Origin of the sequence: Paraburkholderia sp. RCC_158 (assembly GCF_041355255.1) — a bacterium.
Taxonomy (GTDB): Bacteria; Pseudomonadota; Gammaproteobacteria; order Burkholderiales; family Burkholderiaceae; genus Paraburkholderia; species Paraburkholderia graminis.
Map to the genome: position 1 here is coordinate 1 of NZ_JBFUPM010000042.1, position 23862 is coordinate 23862.

Sequence of the window (23862 nt, forward strand, 5' to 3'; positions counted from 1 at the left end):
GGCAACCGTATGAGCAATTGCAGTTTATCAGTTCCGTGCCTTGGATTTCCCAGGGAGTCATGGTTGTGCTCCTTGTGCCCCGCGACGAGTAACGTGGCGCGAATCAAGTGTATGCGAGGGGAAAGGGAAGTTAAAGCTTGGGTTGAGTGGGCGCGCGGGCTGTTGTGATTTGCGTCACATATGAAGTTTGACGGAGGAGCCCGCAGTCGGAACGGTCGCTATCTGATCCCAGAGCTGTCATCGACCTTGGGAATGTCATCAGGCAGCTTCGGGTCGGGAGTTCGCACTGCCGACTGGCCGCTTCCGGGGAGCTAAATTCCACTGGCCGCTTTCAAGCGATCAGTTTGAAGAGCGGACCGACGCAGCCCGACCCACAACAGCCCTTCGACCCGGCGTTATCTAAATGGCGGCGTCCAAGGTACAACGGCCGTTCGCTCGTCAGTTGGTTGGTGGGGTACTGAGCTGTTATAGATGGTCCGCAACGCGTTGTGTCCCGCGCTCAGCGAGTGACCACTACCGAGCGCGGCCTAGGGCCCGAGTCGACCCGACATAAATAGTCCGGATTGTGCTGTCATGCCGTCGTTTGAGCCCGACGGTTATCATCGGTTCTAGGCCCAAAAGTGGACCGCGCTCGTAGGAGCGGAAAGATAGTTTCCCGAAACCGGTAAGCCATGCATGCGTGCAGTTCGACAACGTTTTTTGGCCAGGCTTAATCAGCATGCGTCAGATCGTCTTCGCCCTGTGATCTGTCCATTGTTTTCATTTTGTCGACAAGCCGGCGCGTGGCTTCGGTCTTGTCGACAGTTGCTTTTTTAGAGCAGCCACAACATCGGTCTGCGGTCGCTGGTCGCGTATCGCGGCCACCGCATGAATGCCGTTTTTGTTAACGACGTAGGCGCGGGCGCTCACATGGCCGCCGCTGCCTACTGATCGGATCTTGACGATCAAGGATGCTGGCGCACTTGGCCCCAGGTTGGCCAGAAACGCGTCTTCAACTGTGCCATCGCGTTCATGCAGGAGACCGAACCTGTAAAAAGTCGTGTCATCGCCGAGTTGGACATTTTCCGATGAGTAGATACGCACGCTATAACTGCCCAGTGAGCAGGCTTCCAGATCGCCAGTGGCTATAACGGCGGTTTGTCTCTCGGGCAGAGTGACCTTTTTCAGGAATTGGCAGTCGCCGGAAGCGAAGGCCGGGGCGCCAGAGAGTGAGGCACAGAACAGGGCAACGCTGGCGTAACGTTTCATGGATGGAGTCGGCGTTTGATATCACCTGGGATGGTAAGTGTGTGCCTCTTTCGGAGATGTCGTCCTGAGTACTTTGAATGTTTCATTGTATTGGTCGGAGCGGTCATGTGGGACGACGACGCCCTCATGATGCGATACGGTAGCGGCGGTATGGCTGAATACAGCTGCAACTGCACCAACGCAACAGTCCTGCTGACGGTTGATGCATGGTGCTCAAGCTTACTCGGCTCCTCAAAGGTGAGACTGACGTACAGAGCGTCTGGCTGCCGCAGTTGATCGCACGACGCGGGCACAACTCCACTGCGGTCGCGTCAAACCAGCGGCTTCGGGCCAATTCGATCTAGGGCCAAGCTTCAATGCTCCCCCACTCAGTGAAGCTACTGCGCTTACGGCTGCGCAGCCATGAACCAATCCTCTTCGGTTCGTGAAGATGCGGACAGACGTAGGGCCAAAGTCTCATGGTGCGAACCCAGTATCGCATGTAGATTGAAAAAAGTAATTGCCTTCTCCGAGACCACTCGTGCATGCGACGGCTCGCATTGCAACAGCAGTCCAGCGACCTTGTGCACCGGTTAGCTTCGGCTAACGCCGGTTGATGCCGGCTGATCTGGCGGTCGAGAACGGCAGGCGCGAAACCCAAGGTCCAGTTAATTTTGGCAGCCCGCACTGAGGACGAGTTGCCATGCTGAAGACTAACCATTGAAAAAGGCAGAGGAAGCAATGACAGGGGCATATGTTCGGCTGCTCACCGTACGACCGCTGAAGGAGCCCTTCGTCCACTTCCTGATATTGGGCGCCGTGCTGTTCGGCCTTTACGCGCTGCTGCAGCCAAAGCGCGCGGCGTCGGGGGATTCGCGCCAGGTAATTCTCATGCGCGGGGACATCGACCACCTGCGGCTCGGTTTTACAGCGCAATGGCGTCGGTCCCCGAGCGCGGCTGAGATGCAGGCGCTGCTCAACGATCGCATCAATGAAGAACTCCTTTACCGTGAAGGCCTCGCGCTCGGATTGGACCGGGACGATACGGTAGTGCGGCGCCGCCTTGCGCAGAAAGCACAGTTCCTGTTGCAAGATGTCGCAGCGCTGCGCGAACCGACCGCCGAGGACCTGGCGACATATCGAAGCCAGAACGCTCATCGCTATTCGCAAGGTCCGCGCTGGACCTTCGAGCACATCTACTTCAGCACAGCGAGCCGTCATGAGCGCGCCGAACTTGACGCCAAGGAGGCCTTGTCGGTGCTGCGCGATGCTTCAGGCGACATCGGAGCGAAAACCCTCGGCGATCCCTCGCTACTCGACCTGCGCCAGACCGCACAGAGCCGGACGCAGTTGCGCGATCTTTTCGGTCCGGACTTCGCGAGCGCTGTCACCACCGCGTCGGCGCTACCCGTTGGGTCCTGGGCCGGTCCGTTTCGATCGAGTTACGGCTGGCATCTGGTGCGACTGGAAGCTTGCAGCGAGCCGCCGGGCGAAGACGCCGCCGACTTCGATCGTCGCTTGCGGGCCGACTGGGCCGAAGAACAGCAGCGTGAGCTCAATGCGCAAGCCATGGCCCGGTTGCGCGCCCGCTACACCATCGTCGTAAATGACACACCGAAGCCATGAAGTCGGGCGCCCTTCTATCGTCGTGGGCAATCCGATTGTTACTCGCGGCGGCTGTGTGTGCGCACGCGATGCCGCTTTTGGCGCATGAAGTGCGTCCAGCCTATCTCGAGATAACGGAGTCGACACCTTCACGCTTTGTTGTACTACTCAAGCTCCCACAGGTGGGCGAGCAGGTGTTCGGGCTTGCTCCGGTCTGGCCGGATCGCTGTATCGATGCTTCGGCGCCGAGCCGTGAGCTGCTAGGCCATTTCGCAATCGAGCGCCGGCTAGTCGATTGCAGGGGCGGCCTTGCCGGTCAACGTATCAAGATCGATGGTCTGGCTACTACGATGACCGACGTGCTGGTGCGCATCCAGTTCCTCGACGGCCGAGTACAGACCGAATTGCTTAAGCCAACCGGGCCGGTTCTGGTCGTGGCCGAGCGCACATCAGCCTGGGACGTGGCGGCCAGCTATTTCGCACTCGGCGTCGAGCACATTCTGACAGGTGTGGATCACCTGCTGTTCGTGTTGGGACTGATGCTCATCGTCAAGGGCGGGGCGAGGCTGGTGAAGACGGTGACAGCATTCACGGTCGCCCATTCGATCACACTTGCGCTCGCCACGCTCGGCATCGTGCACGTGGCCCAGGCACCGGTGGAGGCCGTCATCGCGCTGTCGATCGTATTCGTGGCCACCGAAATCGCGCAGCGCCACCGGCGGGGTGCGGCCGTCACGTCGGGCCCAGGTTTCACTGCCCGTCGGCCCTGGCTGGTGGCGTTCGTCTTCGGTCTGCTGCATGGTCTCGGCTTCGCTGGCGCGCTGGCCGAGGTTTGGCTACCGCAGGTGGACATCCCACTTGCGCTGCTGACCTTCAACGTTGGCGTTGAGGCTGGGCAATTGAGCTTTATCGCAGCCGTGCTCGTCGTAATGGCGCTTGCTCGCCGGATTCGCTGGGGAGCGCCACATTGGCTGGCGCCGCTTCCGTCCTATGCCATCGGCACGCTGGCCATGTTCTGGGTCATCCAGCGCGTGGCAACGTTCTGACGCATGGATGCCTGGCGAGCAATGCGATAACTGGAGAGCAGCATGAGCACGCGTAAGCTTTGCGCAACTGCAGCGATGGTCGCCTTCGCCACGCTGCCGCTCGGGCGGAGCGCTGCAGCCGCCGCCCCGTCGGCTACTGACGTCGGCACCCTCGATCATGAAGCCGCAGAGAAAGCCTTTCCTTCTGCCCCGTACTCGCCCTACGCGGGGCGCAGTTTTCCGACGCGTCCTTTCTTCGGCGACACCCATTTGCACACATCGTTCTCGATGGATGCCGGCGCTTTCGGCGCCCGTCTCGGGCCGAAAGAGGCCTACCGCTTCGCGAAGGGCGAAGAGGTCACCGCTTCCAGCGGGCAGCGCGCGAAGCTGTCGCGTCCGCTCGACTTCCTTGTAGTAACCGATCACTCCGACAACATGGGCTTCTTCCCCGACTTGCTCGCCGGCAAGCCGGAAATGCTGGCCGATCCGACCGGACGCCGGTGGTTCAACATGGTGCAGGAGGGAAAGGGCGGCGACGCTGCAATGGAGATCATCGTCGCTTTCTCGCAGGGAAAGTTCCCGCCAGCGCTGCTCTACAGCCCTGGCAGCACACCGTACCGCTCGGCTTGGCGCGAGACGATCAAGGCGGCTGAAGAGGCGAATGACCCGGGCCGCTTCACCGCCTTCATCGGCTACGAATGGAGCTCCAACACTGGTGGCAACAACCTGCACCGCAACGTGATATTTCGCGATGACGGCCGGCGCGCCAGCATGGTTGAACCTTTCACTGTCCTTCCTCCGCTCGGTAGCGACAACCCGCGCGATCTGTGGAAATGGATGGCGGCCTACGAGCAGAAGACGGGCGGCAACTTGCTGGCCATTGCTCACAACGGCAACCTGAGCAATGGGCGCATGTTCCCCGTCATCGAGTCGTTCGGCGGCAAGCCGATCGATCGCGCTTACGCGGAGACGCGTGCGCGCTGGGAGCGGCTTTATGAAGCGACTCAGATCAAGGGCGACGGTGAAACCCATCCTTTCCTGTCTCCCAACGACGAGTTTGCCAATTTCGAGCGCTGGGACAAGGGCAATCTCGACCTGAGCGAACTCAAGAAGCCGGAGATGCTGCAGTACGAATACGCACGTTCGGCCTTGAAGACCGGGCTCAAGCTCGAAGAAAAGCTGGGTGTGAATCCGTACAAGTTCGGCATGGTCGGCTCGACCGATGCACATACCGGACTTACGGCGGTGGAGGAAGACAATTTCTTCGGCAAGACCTCGAGCTCCGAACCAGGCAAGGACCGCGCGATGCACCCTTTCATGAAGACTGACAAGGCTGTCATCATGGGCTGGGAGCAGAGTTCGTCGGGCTATGCGGCGGTCTGGGCCAGCGAGAACACCCGCGAATCGATCTTCGACGCCATGCAGCGCAAGGAGGTTTACGCGACCACGGGTCCGCGCATGGTGGTGCGCTTCTTCGGCGGCTTCGACTTCGAAGCCGCCGACGCGAAGACCCGCATGCCGGCCGCGATCGGCTACCGCAAGGGCGTGCCGATGGGCGGCGACCTGCGCGACGCGCCGAAGGGCAAGGCGCCAACCTTCATGGTAGCGGCGCTGAAGGATCCGATCGGCGCCAATCTCGACCGCATCCAGATTGTCAAGGGCTGGCTGGACAGACGGGGCGAATTGCAGGAGAAGGTCTACGACGTCGTGTGGTCTGACAAGCGAACGCCTGGTGCCGACGGTAAGCTGCCGGCCGTGGGCAACACCGTAGACGTGCCAAACGCCACCTACAGCAACTCGATCGGCGACCCAGAACTCATCACAGTTTGGCGCGATCCGGATTTCGACGCCGGGTTGCGAGCCTTCTACTATGCCCGTGTGATCGAAATACCGACACCGCGCTGGACCGCCTATGACGCGAAGTACTTCAAGGTCAGGTTGCCGCCTGAAGTACCAATGACTATCCAGGAGCGCGCCTACACATCGCCGATCTGGTACACGCCGCGGTCCTGAAGAGTCGGCCCGCTTGCCCTTCCGAAGCGGCTCGCCCTCGGCATGATAGCGGCGGAAGCGAACCCGAAGCTGACGCACATAAGATCCGAGGGCCGGGGAACCGATAGAAGTGAAAGCTGTATGAAGCGATCCGGAGGACCCGTGATTCGATTGCCGACTCCACCATGGCTGCTACTTGCGTTGTTGCTCCTGCTCGGCGGCTGCGCCAGCCGTCCGATCAACCCGCCGATTACCCACGCCGATCCGAATACCGGCTACCGATTCGTCACGCGCCCGCAGTATTCGACGGCCGATGAAAACCTGGTGGTGCTTGCCTTTTCGGGCGGCGGCACACGCGCCGCCGCGTTCTCGTACGGCGTCCTCGAGTTTCTACGGAATACCCAGGTCGTCGGACCGAAAGGCAAGTCACGCCTGCTTGATCATGTCGGCGTGATCACCGGCGTGTCGGGCGGCAGCTTTACCGCGCTGGCCTATGGCCTCTACGGTGACAAGCTCTTCGACGACTACGAGCAGCGCTTTCTCAAACGCGACGTGCAGGGGGCGATCACTTCACGCACTTTAAACCCGACCTACTGGCCGTCATTGTGGTCAAGCGGCTGGGGTCGTTCGGAACTGGCGGCCGATCTATACGACGAGATCCTGTTCAACGGCGCGACGTTTGGCGACCTTGATCGCGGGAAAGGCCCGTTCATCATCGCATCGGCCACTGACATTTCCACCGGGGCCCGTCTGCCTTTTACCCAGGCCACCTTCGACGTGCTCTGCTCGGATCTGAGTGCGATACGCCTTTCCCGTGCCGCGGCCGCATCGTCGGCAGTACCGGTGGTGCTCTCGCCCATCACGCTGAACAATTACGGCGGCACTTGCGGCTACGCGCCACCCGCCTGGATCAAGCCGTTTGTCGACTCGGTCGAGCCTCCGCGGCCGGCGGCACGTGCGACCCGCCATTTGAAAGAGGAGGCGGAGTTCGGGGACGGCGTCAACCGGCCATACATCCATGTCGTGGACGGCGGCGTTTCGGACAACGTCGGTATGCGCAGCATGCTGGATTCGCTAGAGATCATGGAAGCGCTGCAGTCAGTCGGTCAGTCCACGCCCCTCGATCATATACGCAGGATCATCGTCTTTGTCGTCAACTCGGTATCGACGCCGAAGACCGTGTGGGACAAGTCGGAATCCCCGCCAGGCACTCTGCAGATACTGGTGAAAGCGGCGGGCGTTCCGATCGACCATTATTCCTACGAGGCGACTGAACTGTTGAGGGACAAGCAGGCACAGTGGCAATCCATGCGCCGGATTCGCGAGTCGCCTGCTTTCGCCGCCAACAACGATACGGCCATAACCAAGAAACTGCGCACGCCGGACACGACGATCTATGCGATCGACGTGTCGTTCGCCCAGTTGACGGACCAGGCGGAACTCGATTACCTGAATGAGCAGCCCACGTCGTTCTCGCTGTCGGCCGAGGCGGTCGACCGCCTGCGCGCCGCTGCGGGGAAGATCATCATGGCGTCGCCCGAGTTCCAGCGATTGCTGCAGGACGTCGGGGGAAAAATCGTAAGTGACCCGATGGGCAACGGGTCGGCAGCAGCGGTACTCCCGGCGCAGTAGCGGACGCTGCAACGAGCCTGCACTGCTTGTGGCCCACTCTTCGCGGACGTCGCCCGGGCAGATTGACGGCGAGCGATAGTCATCGTGGCCCAGGTCGTTACAAAAAGTAAGTAAGCGGAACTTGTCGGTGAGACTCTCGCCCACGCGTTTGGGTTTGAAGCGCGAGGAGCAGGCTGCCGTTCTCGCGCAGGGTGTGAACTAGCTGGGCCGGGCGCGAGCCGCCTCGTTTGCGGCCTACCAGAAAGGTGTCGTCAGCCTGATTGAGGTCCTGCAGGCGGATCAGAACTTGCTCAGCGCATTCGACGAGCGGGTGCAGGCGCAAACGGAATCGGGGCGCGCAGCGGTCACTGCTTTCAAGGCACTCGGCGGAGGGTGGCAACCCGCCGATCCTGAGCCCGTTGCAAGCCGATAGGACCACCGCACCCGGGCTGGCTGCAGTCGGGTTTTTCGTTTGCAGATGGTTCCTCCGATAGTCAAGCTCGGATTTCTGTTTTCGGTGCCTGAAAATGCACATGCGCACGACGGGCAAGTGACCGTTCGGCATCCGAGAACAGCTAGGTCGACCCCCTTTCCGTCGGTCAGGTCATTGCACCAATTGCGCCTGCCGCAAGCCGATTACCGAAGTCTCACCGTTGCAGACGTTCCTCTTTACGCATTAGCGTGATTTTGTTACATGGGTCGATCAGCCAAGGGGGCCTTAGCACAGGCCTCGCCCCACCATCAAAACGCTAAATGTTCATCGCTGCTCCTATTGGCGTTACCCAACGTGTGCGCGGCGCCGTTTGTAGCAGTTCGTACAACTCACGCTTGTACCAGCGAGCCAGCCCACTGGTGCCGTGGCCGCACGTGTCCACGCTTGCAGGGATAACAAGTAGCCGGCCATTGGTGATGAGTAGCATCGCGCGCTCCATCAAGCCGGTCTCCGGCGGATAGCGTTCGTCGTCGGCGGCATTAATGGCGAGAACCGCAGCCTTGATGCTTCCCAGGCTGCGTGCCGGGTCGTAGCCCCGAGATGCACCCCACTGATATACAAAGTCGTTGGCATCCAATGTGAACGGCTGTGCCAATCTGGCCTTGACGTATTCGTCGGCCAGCTCCATCGTCGGCGCCGCTCTTTGGCAGGCGAGCGTCCCACCGTTGGTGGCCAGTGCAAAAAAGGCGTTGGAAAGGCGCAACGAACCTGGCTGGCTGGTGTAATCGCCGCCCCGATACTCCGGGTCGTTCCGGACCATCTCGATGAGCATGCGGCGCAGCATCCAGTTGCGGCCCGACATCTGCGTCGGTTGAGACGCCATTGGCACGAGCGCGTCCATGAAATCCGGATACCGCACACCCCAGATCCATGCGTGCATGCCGCCCATCGAGTTACCGATCAGCAGGCGCAAGTGCCGGATGTTCAGGTGCTCGGTCAGTAGCCTGTACTGCGCGAGCACCATGTCGTCGTAGTTGTAAGCCGGAAATCGTGTGCGCAGTCCGTCGGAGGGCTTGGACGATCCGCCGGTTCCGATCGCGTCGGGAAGGATGATGAAATACCTGCGGGCATCGAGCGGCTGTCCACGACCGAACAACTCTCCCGCGAAGTCAGGTGTCAGCATGCTGGCACCGGTGCCATTCGTCCCGTGCAGGATGAGGACCGGTTCGCCGGACGGATCCCCGATGGTGCGGTAATGCAGCCGCACCTCCGGCATCACGTCGCCGGTGCTGAACTGGAAATTTCGTGCGATCCAGTCGCCTTCCTTTGGCGCAGGAAAGTCGTCCGTATCGCCATGATCTGTTTGCAGCATGAGTGGAATCCGACGAATCCTTTACCCAAAGATCGGCTGGAGGGTTTGAAGCGCGCCCCCCTGGCGAGCTGACGCGTAGGCTGCATCCATGACTTGCATCATGAGTTCCGCGTCGCGCAACGACGCGATTGGCCTTGCTCCACTACGGCATTCGGCGAGCACCCGCTTGACGAACAAGGGGTAATAAATGTCGGTTTCTAGCTGGAGGCGGCGGCTTCGCGTGCCGGCGGAAAGGTTCTTCCTGTCGCGAATCTCGATTCGGTCCGGGCCGGATTTCGCGTATATACGATCAGATGCAAGCGTGAATGAGAATTCGCGCTGCTCGTCGGCGGTACTGGGGAAGCTGTATCCAGTTTCCACCAGGCCGATTACGCCGTCCTCGGTCTGCATGGTCAGCAGCGAATAATCCTCAACAGCACCGCGATGCGTTCTTGCGTTCATGGTGGCCGAGACTCGGGCGACCTCCTTGCCAGTAAGCAGTCTGAACAGGTCGATGAAGTGAGTCGCCACGTTGATCGTCGATCCGCCTCCGGAATATACCGGATCGAGCGCCCAGCCGGCGCCCGCCGCTTCGTAACGACTGGGTGGTCCCACGACGAAACGAAAGGACATGTAGTTGAAGTCCGACGGCACACGCCCCTCCGCATCTTCGAGTGACTTGAGCAACTCGCTCATCCGGAAGATCAACGGTATTGCGCAATAGAGATTGGCTTCCTCGGTCAGTTTGCGAAGTCGGGTGACCTGCGCCATGTTGACGCCGCACGGTTTCTCGAGCGCAAAGGGAATATTCCTTGCGATCACGGCCTCAGCGAGCGCCGGCATTTCGGAATGCCGCCCGAACACAAACGCGAAATCGACTTTCTCGCGCTCGAGCAACTCATAGGTCGACGAATACAGTTTGCTTCCGAAACGTGCGGCAATCGCCTCGCCCTTGACATGCTCGGCATCCGACACCGCGACCACTTCAATTCCGGGCGCCTCCAGCGCATCGAGATAAAGCGGGACATGCCAATGGCTGACCTCCAGCAAAGCAACTCTCATGCGTGTTCTCCTTTGATGTTTCTCATGACTTCGTGCTTCGAAGTCGAATGGATAGCAACGGTCTGCCTCAGGCGCTTGCCCTATGCTTTTTGAGCTGGCGATCCAGCGTTCCTGCTCGGCGCTGATTAGAGACCGCCGTCCGGTGCGGGTCGTCCATCGGGACGGTAATCGAATCCCAGAAACCTGAGTGCATGGACAGCCTGCCCTTGATGCATCGGGCCCCCGTCCTGGGTACGGCAACCGCGTGCGTGCGCGGCGCGGCGAAGTGGCGTTGGCTCGGGCGCATTAATGATGTCGACGACGATGGTGCCGGGCGCGAGCCGCTCTGGATCAACGGGCATGGCATCTTTCCCTTTCATGCCAAGCGGCGTGGCATTGATCACGACTTCGAATCCGTGCGGATCGGGCGGCCCCGAACGTGCGTTGCAGCGGGTTTCGGCAGCAACCGATGCCGCAAGATCGCCAGCTCGACGTTCATCGACGTCGGCTATGGTCAGCTTGCTTGCGCCTGCGGACGCGACCGCGAATGCGATGGCGCGCCCGGCGCCGCCGGCACCGACGAGAAGCACCGACTTATTCGCCGGATGGTTGCCTTCCCACTGCATTCCAAGAACGCAGCCGACGCCATCGAATATTGCGCCGATCCAGCGACCGTCTGGTTCGCAGCGGATGACGTTGAGCGCGCCGACCTGACGAGCGGTCGGATGCAGTTCGTCGACAAATTTCAGCATCCGTTGTTTGTGAGGCATGGTGACGAGCAAGCCGGAGAGGTTGCCCATCGCTCGTGCACCGGTAACAAAGGCGGGCAGGTGCTCCGCCTTCACCCAGAAGGAAACACAAGCGGCGTCGACGCGCTGTTCAGCGAAGACCTGATTCAACAATTGTGGCGACCTGGCTGCCGTCAGTGGATCGCCCACTAACCCATAGAGTCGCGTCTTTCCAGTGATATAGGGATCCATAGCTGCGTGGTGTTCGATGTTGGCTGATGGCGCAGTCTTACCTGACTGCTCGGAACAGTGGCGCATTAAGGGGATGTCGGATACCGACATCTTCCGAATGGAGCCACTTGGTTGACGAATGCTGGATCTCTGCGAGCGATGTCATGACACCCGAGGAGACCCTGGCGGTTGTGGGCTGTCATTTCCAGGGTGCCGGCGGTACGTTCAGATCCCAGGTCCCGTAGACAGCGGGCTCGTTGATCTCGATGACCTCGAGGTCATCAGATCGCCACATTACGTTGTGCGGCACGCCGGCGGGCTGTGACAGGCCGTCACCAGTGTGAAGCGTCACGTCGCCTTCGACACCGGCAAAACGGAACGTCACCGATCCGCGCAGCACATACAGGTAGTGTCCAGTCATGTCGTGCCAGTGCCAGCCCGTCGGTTCGGCGAACGGCTTCAGCGCACGAATGTGTTTCGCCCCGATGCGACCGTTGGTCACCGCGGCGAGTCCGAGGTCGCGGTACTCGGAATCGGCGCGCAAGCCCTCCTGGTTCCAGGGCGCCTCGGCCGAGCTGATGCGCGCGAACGCGCTTAGAGATTGCGCGAGCTGACGCGGGCCGTCATAGCGGGGAGTGTCTTCGTTGTGCATATGCATTTCCTTTGTGCGGCGTGAATCTATTCACCAGCGCCGCGGTTACATCCGCGGTTACATCGTTTCTGTTCGGCTCAAGCCAGGTCGCACCGACACATTGGTAGCAACCAGTCGGCCAGACCAAAATAGTTACGAGCGCGCGTGATTCGCGAGGTCCTGCGCTTCGGCGGTATTGACTCGTCCGGCCATCGCTTCGCCGCGCGAGCGCTCATACTCGGCTTTAGGTACGGGGACTGCACTGCGGTCACCAAGATCGTTGAGGCGGATCCGATACGTCTCCCGGGTAGTGAAAGCAGCGAATGCAGCGACAAGACAGATGCCGAGCGTCAGGCAACCGATCTTCAGCGGAATGTTGGCGGTGCCGGGAGGCGCGACGGCGACAAAGAGTGTCGGCGTAAGCGCTGCGAGCGTCGTCCCAACGTTTTGTCCGATGGCCATCCCCGTCACGCGCACCCGCGTGCGGAATAGTTCTGGGAAAAGGCTCGGGAACACACCGTTGAAGCCCTGGTAGGCGATGCCCCACATCAGCACCGAGAGAATCATCGTGAGCCAGAGAGTATGGATGCTGATGGCGTACAGGTATGCGAAGGAGAGCAGCCCAGCGCTGAGCACGCCCGCAAGCACGGGCGGCCTGCGACCGATCTTGTCGGAGAGGTTGCCAACGAAGGGAATCAGGATGACCGAGCAGATATTTCCAAGAACCGGGATCCAAAGAAAGACACCAACAGGAAAGCCGATACCGTAGGCCGGCTGGACTGCATATGCGGCGCCGAACACCGTAGCAAGAAGCGCGATGACCGCGACGAGCGCCATGCAGATTACGCGCAAGACATCGTCCCAACTCTGTCGGAGGACCTCGACAACCGGTGAGGAGGGTACTTCGCCGTGGGCCTGCTCCTGGCGAAAAGCGGGGGTTTCATCAACCTGGCGGCGAATGATGTACCCCATGATGATGACGACAAAGCTGAGCAGAAACGGAATGCGCCATCCCCAGGAAGTGAACTGGTCCTTCGGTAGGAAATGCGCGATGGGCAGGAAGACCGCTGCCGCGAGGAGCTGCCCGGCTTGCACCCCTTGGAGCGTGAAGCTCGCAAAGTAGCCACGCCGACCGAACGGCGCATGCTCGAGAATCATGGAGCTGGCGCCGGAGACCTCTCCCGCAACGGCGAACCCCTGAATAAGCCGGAGCGTGACGAGCATCACCGGAGCCCAGATGCCGACCTGCTGATACGTGGGCAAGAGTCCGACGCCCATCGTCGAAATGCCCATCAAAAACATACAAAAAATCAGCACCGTCTTGCGGCCGTGCCGGTCGCCGACATGGCCGAGCACCATCGCGCCTATGGGTCGGGCGACGTAGCCAACACCGAAGGTCGCCAGTGATGCGATGATGGCAACGGTCGGGTTGTGCGAGGGGAAGAAGAGCTGCGGAAAGAGCAATGACGCTGCGGTCGCGTAGATGAAGAAGTCGTAGTACTCAAGTGCTGAGCCAATCCAGCCGCTAGCCGCAGCTATCTTCGACTGGCGCTGGCGATGGGCGTCAACCTGGGTGCTTCCACTCATGATTTGTCTCCGTCTTGGATTGACTTTCCGGCGCTCGTTCTTTATTGTTGTAACACCGTTCCAGTAAGAACCATATTACCTACATCATGAGAGTTGTCAAGGGAGCCGTTGACCGATCGCTTCAGGCGATCGAGTTGCTCGCACGGGAGGCGCGCTGGATGCGCATGTCCGATATCGCCGCTGAGCTGGAGCTCGAGAAAGGCCCCGCGCACCGCGTGCTTGCGCAATTGTGCGAGCAGGGCTGGGCCGAACAGGACGAACAGACCTCGCAGTACCGCCTCACTTTGAAGCTCTCTTTGCTCGGTCAGCGGTACCTGCACGGACTCGGGCTACCCGGCCTGGTGCAGCCGATCCTCGACGAGGTCGCCGCCCAGTGCCACGAGCTCGTTCGGCTGACAGTGGTGAACGAAGGGACTCTTGCCTGGTTTGCTGCGTCCCAAGGCGCGGCGCCCGGTCTGATGTATTCGCCGTCCATGCATAGTCCCATCGCCTTGCATGCCACATCGGTCGGAAAGGTGTGGTTGGCGGCGATGTCCAACGACGAAGCAATCGGGCTGGCATTGCGTGGCGGGCTCGGCCAGCGAAACGGCGCAGGGACATCGAAGGCGATTAAAAGCGTCGACCAATTGATACCGGAGCTCGAACTGACGAGGAAACGTGGCTATGGTCTGGTCGTCGAGGAGGCGGAGCCCGGTGTCGTCGCGATGGCTGTGACCGTGCGTTCGCTCGTTGACGGGGCGGTGGTCGGCACAATGAGTATCGCTGGGCCGGTCTTGCGCATACCGCCGACGCATTACGACGCTTTTCATGCGCTACTGCGCGAAGGCTCGGAAAAACTGGGGGCCGTCTGGCCGCGACAGAGCGTCGATGCACACGTCAACGAGGCGGCCTGAGATGCCGAATTCATCGCATGAGTCTCAGCAAGTGGCCTCGTGGCATGAGGAGGCAGCAAACCTCCTCGTGGCAGCTCGCCGTCAAGGGACGCAACTCGAGCGCCTCCCCGTCAAACTACAACCTTCAACGGTTGACGAGGGCTTCGCGATCCAGCGAAAGGTGAGTGATGTCCTCGAGCGCAGAATCGGCGCATGGAAATGCGCGCTTCCGCCGGCGGGCAAGGTCATCGCCGCACCGATCTACGCGGACTCGATCTATCGCACCGCGCAATGCCACTTCAGCGCGGGTTCGGTGCAGTCTACCGTCAAGGCAGAGCCCGAAATCGCCTGCTTTCTGAAGCGCGACCTACCGGCAAGAAGGCACGCCTACGGCGAAGCCGAGGTGCTCGATGCTTTAGGTGACGTTCACCTCGCGCTCGAATTGCTCGGCAGCCGTTACTCGCATCCTGCGTCGCTGACATTTCCCGAATTGCTGGCGGACGGGTTGTTCAATGCCGGGCTTTTCATCGGGCCGCGGGTGGACTTCATTGGTGGCATGAGGCCGGACAACCTTCCTGCCGAATTCACCATCAGTCTGGCTGCCGCCGGCGAAACTCCGGTTAGTTTTGAAGGCCGACACCCAGATGGCAATGTCCTCTCGCCGATTGTGTGGCTAGCCAATTTTCTGCGCGAACGCGGCCTTGGGCTGCAAGCCGGGCAAGCAGTGATAACCGGCTCCTACGCGGGCGTGCTCGAGTTGCCGCTTGGTCGTCAGTTGCAGATTGGATTCGGTGCTCTTGGTATCTTGCCAATTCGTTTTATCTTTTCCGAATAGGAGTACTTAATGCGTCTTGTCCGTTTTGGCAACCCTGGTCACGAGCGGCCCGGCGTACTTGACTCGAGCGGAGCAATCCGTGATCTCAGCGGCATTGTCGATGACATCAATGGAACGACTGTTTCGCCAGTCGCCTTGGCAAAGCTGCGCCGACTCGACCTCAACAGCCTTCCTGTCGTGGAGACGGGCACGCGGCTTGGCGCTTGTGTTGGCAGCGTCCGCAACCTTGTCTGCATCGGTCTGAATTACTCAGATCATGCCGCCGAAACAAATACGCCGATTCCGCGGGAACCTGTTGTGTTCAATAAACATACGGGCTCCATCAGCGGACCGAACGATCCGGTTGTCTTGCCGACAGACGCGCAAAAACTGGATTGGGAGGTGGAATTGGGCGTCGTGATCGGTACACCCGCCTGGCAGATCGACGAAGCAACCGCGCTGGAACATGTAGCGGGTTACTGCCTTGCCAATGACGTTTCCGAGCGCGCATATCAGCTCGAACGTGAAGGCCAGTGGACCAAGGGCAAAAGCAGCTTCTCCTTTGCACCACTCGGGCCTTGGCTCGTGACGCGTGATGAAGTCCCCGACCCGCAAGTACTTGACCTGTGGCTCGACGTCAACGGTATACGTCGTCAGACTGGCAACACACGAACGATGATCTTCAACGTCGCGCATATTGTGGCGTATCTCAGCCGCTTCATGCCACTGATGGCGGGCGACGTCATTATCACCGGGACTCCACCGGGCGTAGGCCTTGGTCAGAAACCGCCCGTCTTTCTGAAAGTGGGCGATACGATGACCTTAGGCGGTAGCGGACTTGGCGAGCAAACGCAAAACATTGTGCAGTATTCGGAATCGCTTGGCGCGGCGTGGAGCCGCGGCGGGTACCCGTCGGCACGATAAAACAACTTCACCTGCAAACAGGAAAAGACATGAGCCTTGCTGGGACAGGCGTCGTCGCAATCTGGCATGATCTGCTGCCGGAAGCGAAGGATGAATTCTACGAGTGGCACAACCGTGAGCACATGCCGGAACGCGCCGGCATTCCTGGGTTCAGGCGCGGGCGGCGCTACATTGCGCTCGATGCGGGTCCCGAGTACTTCAATCTCTATGAAGCCGACACCGTAGAGGTGCTCGGCGCGCAAGACTATCTCCTCCGGCTGAATTCGCCGACGCCGTGGACGAAGCAGGTCGTCCCCTCATTTCGGAGCGTAGCCCGCTCGATCTGTCATGTAGCATATTCCGACGGTGTCGGACAGGGTGCCTGTCTTGTGACGGTACGTTTTGACCTGCCGTCCGCGGCGCGTACAGGCGTCGTCAAAGGTCTGCGTCAGCACGTCCTGCCACTGCTTGTCGAGATGGCCGGCATCACGGGAGTCCATCTTTGCCTGGCCGACGAGGCGGTCAGCAAAGTAGAGACAGCGGAAAAGCGGGCACGTTCTGAAGGCACACAAGTACCGACATGGATCGTCTTGATCGAAGGATGCCGCGCTGAACGGGTCCGTTCAGCGGCGGACGCTTTCAATGCTGGACTTGCGGCTTTGCCCGACGTCGGGCCAGCTACGCCTGTGTCCACGCTTTACCAACTTGAGTACACGCGCTGCAAGACGCCGTGGAGCGCAGGATAACCTGTCCCTCTCACGTTCCGAAGCAAGAGGCAGCGGCACTGCGGGATTACCCCCCAGTCTGTCTGCCGCAGGAACCGCTGCTGCCGCGCGTCGGTGCGACGGGCGGCTTACCATCCGATAGCCGACCTTGAGACGACGGCAGTGCGAGCGTCGCCTATCAGGCTGTTGAAAAGCGCCCCGTCATGACGACCGAATCTATGTCCAGGAGACTTGCGCGTGCAATTTCCCGCTGAATTACCGGTTTGCCGCGCGATCCGCGCAGGGCATGCGCACGCATGCAGCCCTTGTGGCGCGCAGTCTTCATGCCGTGGCGGCTCATCGCGTCGCCCCTTGCGGCACCACGCCTGGCATTCGCGCCATGCGGGTCAGATTGCTCGCGGCCATCGTCAGCTTGAAATGCTGGTCGACGCGCCTGATGCCGCGATAGACGGTTTGACGTATCCGGCCGACCGTTTTACCAGAGCCGAAATGCTCTTCGATACGTTTGCGGATGATCTGGCTGATTCGATAGCCCGCATGCCGCGAAGTGCGACCGTCGATCGCGCTACCACCTTGGCGATCGTCGTTGCGCGCGACATGTGGTGTCACATTGCGAGCGCGGCAATCGTTCAGGAAGTCACGAGTGTCATACGCCTTGTCGGCACCGACTGTCTTCGCATGACCGCCTGTTAGGCAATCGAGCAATCGCAAGGCGCTGGCCCGCTCGGCGAACCCATCGGCGTGACTGACCACGGCGCCGACCACCAGCCCCGAGCGGTTCTCCATCAGGATGTGCCCGTGATAGCACAGGATGGCCGGGCTCTTGCCGCTCTTCTTGAACAGCCGCGCCTCCGGATCGGTGGTCGACTCGTGCGTGGCATTGCCGCGTCGCTCGCCTTTCCAGTCAGTGTCGGCGTTGTGGCCACCACCGGCTGGCGGACCATCGTCCGGGCCGTCCTTGCGGCGAAAGCTCTTGTGACTGGCACACGCCTGAATCAGCGTGCCGTCCACCGAGAAATGATCTCTCGACAGCAAGCCCCGCTTGTCCGCCAGGCTCATGACTTCGGTGAAGAACGCTTCTACTACTTCATGTTCCAGCAGCCGGTCGCGGGTCTTCGAGAACACAGAGTGGTCCCACACGGCGTCTTCAGTCGCCAGCCCGACGAACCAGCGGAACAGAAGGTTGTAGCGCATCTGCTCCATCAGCATGCGCTCGTTGCGCACCGAGTAGAACACCTGCAACAGCAGCGCCCGCATCAGCTTCTCAGGCGCAATAGAGGCACGGCCAGTGTCCGCGTAGATGACGCTGAACAGCCCGTTGAGCCGTTTCAACGCGTCATTCACCAGCAATCGGATCGGTCGCAACGGGTGATCCGCCGGGACGAAGTCCTCGAGCTTGACTGTCGTGAATAGGGGTTCCTGCATCTCATCCATTCCGCGCATCGCATCGCTGCCAAAGATCATGAACACGATATCCATAACGCCCGTCCCTCAAACCCCGTTTACACGGGATCCAAATTCAACAGCCTGCTATGGGTCGTCCTGAGCCGTTCAATGCCTGCGCACTTAACCGGCACCGAGCTCTCGCTGAACAAGGCGTCAGGGAATGACGATCAACGGCGCTGCGTGAGGCGAGACACGAGTAGTGCTAGCGGACACTTATTGTCGTAGGCAAAGCCGCATTGGCATTGCGCTGGGCACCATCGTAAATGCGGTCACTTCCCGAATAGAACTTGCATCGACGGCAAGCCGCGAAATAAACCCGGCCGATAACATCGAAATAACAAGCCGCATTTCGACCGTCGAAAGATACCGACCAGGACATACTCGCGGGCCCCCGCCAAACTGCAAATGCGCACGCGTCTCGTGCGCTCCCCGCTGCGGTGTTCGGTTATGCATCCAACGCTCCGGGTCAAATTTGTCCGGATGCTCGAAATTGCTCGCGTCGAGCATGGAAGGGCGCGTCAGGAAGAACATCCTGGAACCCGCAGGCAAGTGAATCCCGCGATGCTCGACGTCCTGCAGCGGCTCAAATGCATGAACGGGAACCACTGGCCTAAACCGACTGGCTTCGGTGCACACGGCCTCGCACAAGTCGAGCGTCTTGAGTGTTTCATAGGTCGGGCACACGCCAGCGGCTCCTAGTACGGTGCGTGACCGGTTTGAAACGCGGCTCTGCAACGCATCGTCGGAGCTCAGGTAAAGAAGCGCCCACGCGATCGAATTCGCCGTGGTGTCTTCACCCGCGAGCAACATCGTCAGCACGTTGGCTGCTACTTCATCGTCGGTAACCCCGGAGCCCGGTGTATCGCGAAACTGCAGCATGGCTTCAAGCAAATTGCCAGGTTCCTCGCGCCGGTCTCGAATACGCTCGCGCGCACGATTCATCGTCAAGCGCACATAGCGATGTACTTCCGCCAACGCGTGATCGAGGCGGTGATCTCGCGGCAGTTTGATGTATCGCCAATAGGGGAACGGAGCGTTGATGCGGTTCATTAGCATGGGGAAAATCAACGCCAGATGTTTCTGAATGACGTTGCCGTCCTGCTCAAGAGTTCCGGGATCGTCGCCGAACGCGAGCGCGCTGGTGACATCGACCGTATAGCGTTTGAGATCTTCAGTCATCTCGACCACGCGGTCCCCACGCGCCGCACGTTCCCACCGTACTCTGAGCCGCTCAGTGATGGCCGCCAGGGTGGGATAGAACGCCTTGATATGCGCTACGGAAAGGGCCTGCATCACCAGCTTTCGTTGCGGCTCCCATGCGGCTCCTTCGACAGAGAACACGCCGTTGCTGCCCATCTCGTCAAGATTCTCTTCAATCGGCGAATACCGCCGATATCCGCTCGGTCGCTCGCGCATGATCGAATGACACAGTTCCGTGTCGTCCCAGACCGTCACAGGCCGTGAGCCGATCTGGAAACGATAGGGTGTGCCAAGCTCCTGCGCCCATCGCTCCAGAATGAGATGCGCGCGCGATGGCGTCAACTGGTGCGCATTACCGATCAGCGGGAGGCCTCGAGGCGCAGGAAGATCGGAAATTTCACGTACCTTCAAGGTCCCCGTCGACGCAATAGCCATGTTTCGTCTCCGTCTGGAAACCTGGGCAATGCTATAAAGTTCGTCATCGTTTCGACGACAACGCGCTATACGAGGATAGGCCATGCGTCGAATTGCAGGTCTCTCCTAACAGCCTTTATGTAATCCGCTTACGCCTTTCTGCTTCGCCACCGACGCCCACACTAAAACTCCAACCGATGTATGAGGACGATGACGAATAGTGGCAAGAGCCAATCGCCATACTGCCCGTTGCGACGAGTCGACGAAGATGTCGCGCCCGGTCGACGGGCCGTAATGGGACTGATGCTATCGAGAAAAATCGCTGACGGTCTTTCTCACAAAGTTTTCAGGGGTCTTCTTACCTTAACTGATGCTCGCGAGCGGTTTTAGGCCCATCTGGAGGGCGAATTTTTCGCCCTCGGATTAAACACGCCGTGGAGCGACTTTTTCACCAGCATCGGGACCGACCGCTGCGTGCCGGAGGCGTAACCTGCTCCCGGAGAAACCCACCGCAGCTATACAGGGCCGTCCATCGTCACTAACGGCGAACGTTCTTTCCCCGTCGCACGATTGAGCCGCGCACAGCACGCCGGCGGGTGTACCGGCCGGATTGGATTTGCGTCCTGCAGCAACCATACTCATTCCGTCGGGCAATCTTCCGGGCGAACTTCAATGGGCGATTCCAAGGGCAACCTGCATGAGCAATCGCACGACGGCGCTCACCACCATGACGGTAGTGCGTTGTCGGAGATCGAGTTGTGTGTCCGTGCGCTGGAATCCTTGCTGGTAAAGAAGGGGTACGTCGATCTCCATGCCCTCGATATCCTTATCGAGACATACGAGCACAAGGTCGGGCCGCACAATGGCGCGCGCGTGGTTGCCAAGGCGTGGCGCGAGCCGGCGTACAGGCAATGGCTGCTTGAAGACGCTACCACCGCGATCGCTTCGCTCGGCTACACCGGCAGGCAGGGTGAACACATGGTTGTGCTTGAGAACACGCCCGCGGTGCACAACATGGTGGTCTGCACCTTGTGCTCGTGCTATCCCTGGCCGGTGCTTGGACTTCCGCCCGTCTGGTACAAGTCGGCGCCGTACCGGTCGCGCGCGGTCATCGATCCGCGAGATGTTCTGAAGGAGTTCGGCTTTGAATTGGCCGCCGAAGTAGAGTTTCGCGTGTGGGACTCCACTGCGGAGATCCGATATCTGGTGTTGCCCATGCAGCCTCCGGGGACCAATGACTTCTCCGAAAAGGCGCTGGCTGAACTGGTGACACGTGACTCGATGATCGGCACAGGTTTGCCGAAGCTACCGGAGTGCAAACGGGAGCCCGCATGAACGGCGCGCAAGACCTCGGCGGCATGCAGGCATTCGGCCCGATACGGCCGGAAGCCGACGTATCTGTCTTTCACGCAGAGTGGGAGCGCCGGGTGCTGGCGATTACGCTGGCGATGGGTGCAGTCGGTAAGTGGAACATCGACATGACTCGTGCCGCGCGGGAGAGTTTGCCGCCTGCACAATACCTCTCCAGCAGCTACTACGAGATATGGTTCGAAGGACTGGTGAAGCTATTGCTAAGGACAGGGCTGGCGACGGCGGACGAAATCGGGGCCGGCAAGTCGATGCGTGCGGCGGTAACAATCCGGCGAGTGTTGGCAGCCGATGAGGTGAACGCCGCGCTGCTCCGAGGTAGCCCCGTCGATCGCCCTGCGGCCGACAGCGCACGCTTTACGGTGGGCGACACGGTGCAGACCCGTCAGCTGAATCCACGCACGCATACCCGTCTGCCGCGCTATTGTCGCGGCAGACGGGGCCGAATTGTCGTCGTGCATGGCACGCACGTTTTCCCCGATGCCAACGCGATCGGCCTCGGCGAGCGACCGCAATGGCTGTACACGGTGCGCTTTGATGCCGCTGAACTCTGGGGGACGGATACGTCAGCGGCATCAGTCTTCGTCGACTGTTGGGAACCGTATCTCGACTACCCGAGCGCCGCACCTCTCTGACATGACTTCCGCGCGCCCGGACATGCCTGAATTGCGCACCGCCTTGCCGGCATTGCCGTGCGACGACGCTGGACCTGTTTTCAGTGCACCATGGGAAGCCCAAGCGTTCGCTATGACGCTGGCCTTGCACGAGCGCGGCATATTCACCTGGGTGGAATGGGCAGAATGTCTGAATGGGGCGATTTGCGATGCGCAGGCAGCTGGCGATCCGGACGGTGGCAATAGTTACTATAGTTACTGGCTGGCGGCGCTGGAGCGCATCAGCACCATTAAGGGAATGGTGACGAAGCACATGCTCCTGCAGGGTCGGAACGCGTGGGACGTCGCTGCGCGCCGTACTCCGCATGGGCAGCCGATTGAGCTTCAGTGACTTTGCACCTCGTACGCCTTTCAGAGGACTTTGTACGGCGCGCTTGTAGCACTCTGCCGCTGCCGCAGTGAGTCGGGCGCCCTCCGGAGGGCGCTGCCCTGTAATGCCATGTTTCGGGATTGCTCTCCGCGAGTGGTCGTGCCTCGGGCTCCGGCCAACTGCAACCGTTGGCCCTCGTCCTAATAGCCATTCAGAGGACCGTTCCGGTCAGATAACGGACCTTCCCGCCGGGACACGGTCGAGCGCCCAAGCGGACGTGAACTTGCGACCCAGCCCGGGCATCCCGCGCCTCAGCTTTCGCGGGAATATCTGACACCCAAGGTTGGACACGGAACTACGGACAATCAACAGTCTCACAGCAGTTCGGATGCCGTCACGAACTGGAATGAATGGTTCGTTAGCCGCACCGCACAACGACGAGAATCAACCACTTTCTTGGTTGCAGCCGGCCGCCGCGCTGATTGTCGACAAGCGCGGAGGTTTTAAGCCAGTTACGTCTTGCGCTAGCAGGCGCGTCTCGCACGAGGCGCCCGACTGCGTCAGAAGGAGCAAATGTATCCATCACTCACGGTGCGCCAGCCGGAAAGCTCAGTACGCAGTACCGGCGTTGACCGGTGGATTCTCATGTTGCCGTCCGAGAGTCTGAATAAGATCGGCCATTGGGAATGGGTTTCTGAAAATAGTTGATGCGACGTGGATGTTGTCCAGCAAGAGCGGCACCCGAACAGACGTGCTGCCGACCGGCTCAGGCGGACGACGCGGCAGATCGGGCGCCTGATCGTGCGGCCGCCGTCTCGCCGTACGGACGCGTTGTGGTTTTCACGCTGCCGATCCGCAGGCGCAAGGCCGAAGCTGCGGCTGTACGCGACACACTCGAAGAACAGTCTTGGCTGCCGCCTGACGTTGACGCGGCCGGCACACGCAAGATATTCGAATGCAGTAGCAACCGCATTGCCGCGGTCGCTCCACTAAGGTTACTTGCGCGACCCGACGAAACCCTGCGGCTGACCGTGAACGACTTCGTGACGCGGTAACCGATCGTTAGCTGACGATGACTGTCGCGTCGCGATGCGTCTCTGATAACAAAAAACGCGATCGCTCAATTGTTGCTAGACATCATGTATGGACCTGCCGCACCTCAAGCTTAATCCGCGTACCTTCAGGTGCGGCAGGTCCATACATGACGTCTAGTAGCAGAAAGCAGTAGAAGGCAAGCGGACGGTTCAGCATACACAATTGGACGCACCATCACCCGGCTCATTCCCGGGCAATGCTTCCGCGTGCAAAGCGAATTTCAACGCGCTCATCGTGCCCGGACAGCGTCGCGCCGAGCATTCTGTTTAAGGTTTCCTTCAGCTTTGCTCCGTACTATCTGCGCGAGTCTGCCGTCGCGCTCGCCATCCCGAGTTCCAGTTCCGACAGGCTCCCGACAGAAAACCGAAAGCGTCCTTTCAGGCTTGCTGGAGCGTCCATGAAAACTCTGTTCTTGCAGGCGCCGTCGTACGACGGCTTCGATGGCGGCGCGGGCTCGCGTTATCAGGCGAAGCGCGAAGTCCGCTCGTTCTGGTATCCGACCTGGCTTGCGCAACCCGCCGCGCTCGTGCCCGACAGCCGCGTGCTCGATGCACCCGCCGACGGCCTGTCCGTCGAGGC

19 protein-coding genes and 2 pseudogenes are annotated in these 23862 nt (G+C 60.4%); 13 read left to right on the top strand and 8 right to left on the bottom strand.

Annotated features, from left to right (window positions below; genetic code table 11):
• Window positions 1-759: 759 nt before the first annotated feature.
• Window positions 760-1248, bottom strand: coding sequence for a PliI family lysozyme inhibitor of I-type lysozyme (locus AB6809_RS34975; RefSeq protein WP_371028408.1), 489 nt, complete (start codon window positions 1246-1248; stop codon window positions 760-762).
• A gap of 699 nt (window positions 1249-1947) precedes the next feature.
• Here AB6809_RS34975 and AB6809_RS34980 point away from each other — a divergent pair.
• The 5 genes and pseudogenes from AB6809_RS34980 to AB6809_RS35000 form a co-directional block, all read left to right on the top strand.
• A complete protein-coding gene (locus tag AB6809_RS34980; protein ID WP_371028409.1) occupies window positions 1948-2853 on the top strand; it encodes a peptidyl-prolyl cis-trans isomerase in 906 nt (301 codons plus the stop codon).
• A complete protein-coding gene (locus AB6809_RS34985; RefSeq protein WP_371028410.1) occupies window positions 2850-3878 on the top strand; it encodes a HupE/UreJ family protein in 1029 nt (342 codons plus the stop codon). The genes AB6809_RS34980 and AB6809_RS34985 overlap by 4 nt, the downstream gene beginning before the upstream one ends.
• A 42-nt stretch (window positions 3879-3920) precedes the next feature.
• Window positions 3921-5870, top strand: a complete 1950-nt coding sequence (locus AB6809_RS34990) for a DUF3604 domain-containing protein (protein ID WP_371028411.1) — start codon at window positions 3921-3923, stop codon at window positions 5868-5870.
• 141 nt (window positions 5871-6011) lie between these two features.
• The gene (locus tag AB6809_RS34995; protein WP_371028412.1) at window positions 6012-7481 is read left to right on the top strand and encodes a patatin-like phospholipase family protein; all 1470 of its coding nucleotides are present in this window, start codon (window positions 6012-6014) and stop codon (window positions 7479-7481) included.
• A 154-nt stretch (window positions 7482-7635) separates the two neighbouring features.
• Window positions 7636-7893: pseudogene (locus AB6809_RS35000) on the top strand (TolC family protein); the annotation flags it as partial.
• A gap of 316 nt (window positions 7894-8209) precedes the next feature.
• On the opposite strand, the gene AB6809_RS35005 reads toward AB6809_RS35000, so the two are convergent.
• The 5 genes from AB6809_RS35005 to AB6809_RS35025 form a co-directional block, all read right to left on the bottom strand.
• A complete protein-coding gene (locus AB6809_RS35005) occupies window positions 8210-9265 on the bottom strand; it encodes an alpha/beta fold hydrolase (RefSeq protein ID WP_371028413.1) in 1056 nt (351 codons plus the stop codon).
• 21 nt (window positions 9266-9286) lie between these two features.
• Entirely contained in the window at window positions 9287-10306 is a 1020-nt protein-coding gene (locus tag AB6809_RS35010; RefSeq protein WP_371028414.1) for a Gfo/Idh/MocA family protein, read from the bottom strand.
• 125 nt (window positions 10307-10431) lie between these two features.
• A complete protein-coding gene (locus tag AB6809_RS35015) occupies window positions 10432-11265 on the bottom strand; it encodes a shikimate dehydrogenase (protein WP_371028415.1) in 834 nt (277 codons plus the stop codon).
• A 178-nt stretch (window positions 11266-11443) separates the two neighbouring features.
• Window positions 11444-11896: a cupin domain-containing protein gene (locus tag AB6809_RS35020; RefSeq protein WP_371028416.1), complete on the bottom strand. Its 453-nt coding sequence runs from the start codon at window positions 11894-11896 to the stop codon at window positions 11444-11446.
• 132 nt (window positions 11897-12028) lie between these two features.
• Entirely contained in the window at window positions 12029-13462 is a 1434-nt protein-coding gene (locus AB6809_RS35025) for an MFS transporter (protein ID WP_371028417.1), read from the bottom strand.
• Window positions 13463-13548: 86 nt separating this feature from the next.
• Between AB6809_RS35025 and AB6809_RS35030 the strand changes: the two genes are divergently transcribed.
• From AB6809_RS35030 to AB6809_RS35045, 4 genes are read left to right on the top strand one after another with little or no spacing between them, the layout of a single operon-like run.
• A complete protein-coding gene (locus AB6809_RS35030) occupies window positions 13549-14355 on the top strand; it encodes an IclR family transcriptional regulator (protein WP_371028418.1) in 807 nt (268 codons plus the stop codon).
• 1 nt (window position 14356) lies between these two features.
• Window positions 14357-15169, top strand: coding sequence for a 2-keto-4-pentenoate hydratase (locus AB6809_RS35035; protein WP_371028419.1), 813 nt, complete (start codon window positions 14357-14359; stop codon window positions 15167-15169).
• A 9-nt stretch (window positions 15170-15178) separates the two neighbouring features.
• The gene (locus AB6809_RS35040) at window positions 15179-16072 is read left to right on the top strand and encodes a fumarylacetoacetate hydrolase family protein (RefSeq protein WP_307251957.1); all 894 of its coding nucleotides are present in this window, start codon (window positions 15179-15181) and stop codon (window positions 16070-16072) included.
• 29 nt (window positions 16073-16101) lie between these two features.
• A complete protein-coding gene (locus AB6809_RS35045; RefSeq protein WP_307251960.1) occupies window positions 16102-16797 on the top strand; it encodes a hypothetical protein in 696 nt (231 codons plus the stop codon).
• A 315-nt stretch (window positions 16798-17112) separates the two neighbouring features.
• On the opposite strand, the gene AB6809_RS35050 is transcribed toward AB6809_RS35045, so the two are convergent.
• Window positions 17113-18210, bottom strand: coding sequence for an IS5 family transposase (locus tag AB6809_RS35050; protein ID WP_371028422.1), 1098 nt, complete (start codon window positions 18208-18210; stop codon window positions 17113-17115).
• A 225-nt stretch (window positions 18211-18435) separates the two neighbouring features.
• The gene (locus AB6809_RS35055) at window positions 18436-19857 is read right to left on the bottom strand and encodes a cytochrome P450 (RefSeq protein WP_371028421.1); all 1422 of its coding nucleotides are present in this window, start codon (window positions 19855-19857) and stop codon (window positions 18436-18438) included.
• 651 nt (window positions 19858-20508) lie between these two features.
• Here AB6809_RS35055 and nthA point away from each other — a divergent pair.
• From nthA to AB6809_RS35075, 4 genes and pseudogenes are all read left to right on the top strand, one after another.
• On the top strand, window positions 20509-21171 hold the full coding sequence (gene nthA, locus AB6809_RS35060; RefSeq protein ID WP_307251966.1) for a nitrile hydratase subunit alpha: 663 nt from the start codon (window positions 20509-20511) through the stop codon (window positions 21169-21171).
• Complete coding sequence (gene nthB / locus AB6809_RS35065) at window positions 21168-21839, top strand: nitrile hydratase subunit beta (protein ID WP_307251968.1); 672 nt, start codon at window positions 21168-21170, stop codon at window positions 21837-21839. Before nthA ends, nthB begins: the two co-directional genes overlap by 4 nt.
• Window positions 21840-21861: 22 nt before the next feature.
• Window positions 21862-22209, top strand: coding sequence for a nitrile hydratase accessory protein (locus AB6809_RS35070; protein ID WP_307251970.1), 348 nt, complete (start codon window positions 21862-21864; stop codon window positions 22207-22209).
• Window positions 22210-23680: 1471 nt separating this feature from the next.
• Window positions 23681-23862, top strand: a pseudogene (locus tag AB6809_RS35075) (hopanoid biosynthesis associated radical SAM protein HpnJ); the annotation flags it as partial.

Coding starts and splice junctions, on each gene's coding strand:
- AB6809_RS34975 (WP_371028408.1), bottom strand. CDS start 1,248: ATGAAACGTTACGCCAGCGTTGCCCTGTTCTGTGCCTCACTCTCTGGC.
- AB6809_RS34985 (WP_371028410.1), top strand. CDS start 2,850: ATGAAGTCGGGCGCCCTTCTATCGTCGTGGGCAATCCGATTGTTACTC.
- AB6809_RS34990 (WP_371028411.1), top strand. CDS start 3,921: ATGAGCACGCGTAAGCTTTGCGCAACTGCAGCGATGGTCGCCTTCGCC.
- AB6809_RS35005 (WP_371028413.1), bottom strand. CDS start 9,265: ATGCTGCAAACAGATCATGGCGATACGGACGACTTTCCTGCGCCAAAG.
- AB6809_RS35010 (WP_371028414.1), bottom strand. CDS start 10,306: ATGAGAGTTGCTTTGCTGGAGGTCAGCCATTGGCATGTCCCGCTTTAT.
- AB6809_RS35015 (WP_371028415.1), bottom strand. CDS start 11,265: ATGGATCCCTATATCACTGGAAAGACGCGACTCTATGGGTTAGTGGGC.
- AB6809_RS35020 (WP_371028416.1), bottom strand. CDS start 11,896: ATGCACAACGAAGACACTCCCCGCTATGACGGCCCGCGTCAGCTCGCG.
- AB6809_RS35025 (WP_371028417.1), bottom strand. CDS start 13,462: ATGAGTGGAAGCACCCAGGTTGACGCCCATCGCCAGCGCCAGTCGAAG.
- AB6809_RS35030 (WP_371028418.1), top strand. CDS start 13,549: ATGAGAGTTGTCAAGGGAGCCGTTGACCGATCGCTTCAGGCGATCGAG.
- AB6809_RS35035 (WP_371028419.1), top strand. CDS start 14,357: ATGCCGAATTCATCGCATGAGTCTCAGCAAGTGGCCTCGTGGCATGAG.
- AB6809_RS35040 (WP_307251957.1), top strand. CDS start 15,179: ATGCGTCTTGTCCGTTTTGGCAACCCTGGTCACGAGCGGCCCGGCGTA.
- AB6809_RS35045 (WP_307251960.1), top strand. CDS start 16,102: ATGAGCCTTGCTGGGACAGGCGTCGTCGCAATCTGGCATGATCTGCTG.
- AB6809_RS35050 (WP_371028422.1), bottom strand. CDS start 18,210: ATGGATGAGATGCAGGAACCCCTATTCACGACAGTCAAGCTCGAGGAC.
- AB6809_RS35055 (WP_371028421.1), bottom strand. CDS start 19,857: ATGGCTATTGCGTCGACGGGGACCTTGAAGGTACGTGAAATTTCCGAT.
- nthA (WP_307251966.1), top strand. CDS start 20,509: ATGGGCGATTCCAAGGGCAACCTGCATGAGCAATCGCACGACGGCGCT.
- nthB (WP_307251968.1), top strand. CDS start 21,168: ATGAACGGCGCGCAAGACCTCGGCGGCATGCAGGCATTCGGCCCGATA.
- AB6809_RS35070 (WP_307251970.1), top strand. CDS start 21,862: ATGCCTGAATTGCGCACCGCCTTGCCGGCATTGCCGTGCGACGACGCT.